The 1,990-nt window shown below is 42.9% G+C and carries 1 protein-coding gene; it reads left to right on the top strand.

Annotation, left to right across the window (positions count from 1 at the left end; all coding sequences use genetic code 11):
• Nucleotides 1-263: 263 nt before the first annotated feature.
• Nucleotides 264-1,967 (top strand): bicarbonate transporter BicA, encoded by a 1,704-nt coding sequence (gene bicA / locus LYNGBM3L_RS11380; protein WP_008182665.1) that lies wholly within the window; start codon nt 264-266, stop codon nt 1,965-1,967.
• The last annotated feature ends 23 nt before the right edge of the window (nt 1,968-1,990 follow it).

The following is a 1,990-nucleotide window of genomic DNA, read 5'->3' as shown; positions in this document are numbered from 1 at the left end:
TCTCCCTATCTCCCCATCTCCCTATCTCCCCTGGCCATAAAGCAAATCGATAATTGCCATGAGTTTTTCTTAAGTTAAGGTACTTATTAATAAATTATTAATATTAAGTTAACGGCTTATGTTTCTGGGGCTTGTGCCTTTACCATAGAGTAAAGTAAATGATTTTAGTAAAATACTTCAATAAATATAATGGATGTATTTGCAGTACAGTAAAAAGTAATTACCTACATGTAATGTAACAATTACCTACATCTAATTTAACTGTGCAACTAACTAACCAAATTCACTTTCGTAACATTAGGGGGGATATTTTTGGTGGACTAACCGCCGCCGTTATCGCCCTCCCCATGGCTCTTACCTTCGGTGTCGCCTCCGGTGCTGGAGCAGAAGCTGGTTTGTGGGGTGCTGTATTAATTGGCTTTTTTGCTGCGGTATTTGGAGGTACTCCCACCCTAATTTCTGAACCCACTGGCCCCATGACAGTGGTGATGACAGCGGTAATTGCTAACCTTACGGCTGCTAATCCAGAAAACGGCATGGCTATGGCTTTTACCGTGGTCATGTTAGCCGGAATTTTTCAAATTCTGTTTGGTTTTCTGCGCCTAGGCAAATACATTACTTTGATGCCCTACACCGTCATTTCCGGTTTTATGTCGGGTATTGGAATCATACTAATTATTTTGCAAACGGCTCCTTTTTTGGGTCAAGGTAGCCCTAAGGGTGGCGTCATTGGCACAGTTACTAGTTTGCCCACACTGATAGCAAACATCAACCCGGTTGAAACTGTTTTAGCTGTTTTGACCGTAGCAATTATTGTTTTAATGCCCCGCAAATGGAAACGCATCTTACCACCCCAGTTGCTAGCATTAATTCTGGGAACAGTTTTGTCTTTGGTATTTTTCTCTGGGGTAGATATTCGCCGTATTGGGGAAATTGCTGTTGGTTTGCCTAGTTTGCGTCTACCGGTGTTTAGCACTGAACAGTTACAGTTAATGGTGGTTGATGCTTTGGTGCTAGCTACATTGGGCTGCATTGATGCATTACTAACCTCCCTGGTTGCTGATAGTTTAACCCGTACCGAACATGATTCTAACAAAGAGTTAATGGGCCAGGGTTTAGGTAATTTAGTATCCGGTTTATTTGGCGGTATTCCTGGAGCTGGCGCAACCATGGGAACTGTGGTTAATATCCAATCCGGGGGTAGGAGTGCCCTTTCTGGAATCGCCCGTGCTTTAGCATTACTAGTAGTTGTGCTTTGGGCCGCCCCCCTCACCAAAACGATTCCCCTTGCTGTTTTGGCTGGTATCGCCCTCAAGGTAGGTATTGATATTATTGACTGGGGTTTCCTCAAGCGTGCCCATAAAATTTCTTGGAAAGCATCCCTGATTATGTACGGGGTGATTTTACTGACTGTTTTTGTTGACTTGATTGTGGCGGTGGGAGTAGGAGTATTTATTGCCAATATCCTCACCATTGAGCGTCTTAGTGCTCATAGAGCAGACAGTGTTAAGGCGATTACCTATGACGATGAGGAAATTCAGCTTTCCCAGGAGGAAAAAGTACTATTGGATCAAGGTGACGGTCGTATTGTACTCTTTCATCTCAGTGGACCGATGATTTTTGGGGTTGCAAAAGCAATTTCCCGTCAACACAATGCCATTGAAGGTTTTGATGTGCTGATTCTGGATTTCAGTGATGTACCTATTTTAGGTGTTACCGCTTCCCTAGCTTTGGAAAATGCCATTCAAGAAGCCTTAGATAAAGGTCGTGAAGTATTTATTGTAGGGGCAACAGGCAAAACCAGAAAGCGGTTACAAACCTTGGATATCTGGCAGCAGATTCCACCCCAAAACCTAGAATTGACTCGTTTAGAAGCACTGCGGTTGTCTCGTACCATGGTGAATAACTATCAAAATTATGCACCAAGTCAGGGAAAAGCTAATTTTGATTTGTCAGCTGATATATAAGTTTTATTTAAGAGCCGTAGGGT

This window comes from Moorena producens 3L, from assembly GCF_000211815.1.
GTDB lineage: Bacteria > Cyanobacteriota > Cyanobacteriia > Cyanobacteriales > Coleofasciculaceae > Moorena > Moorena producens.
The sequence above is the reverse complement of the archived record's forward strand: the minus strand, read 5'-3'. Positions and strand labels throughout refer to the sequence as shown.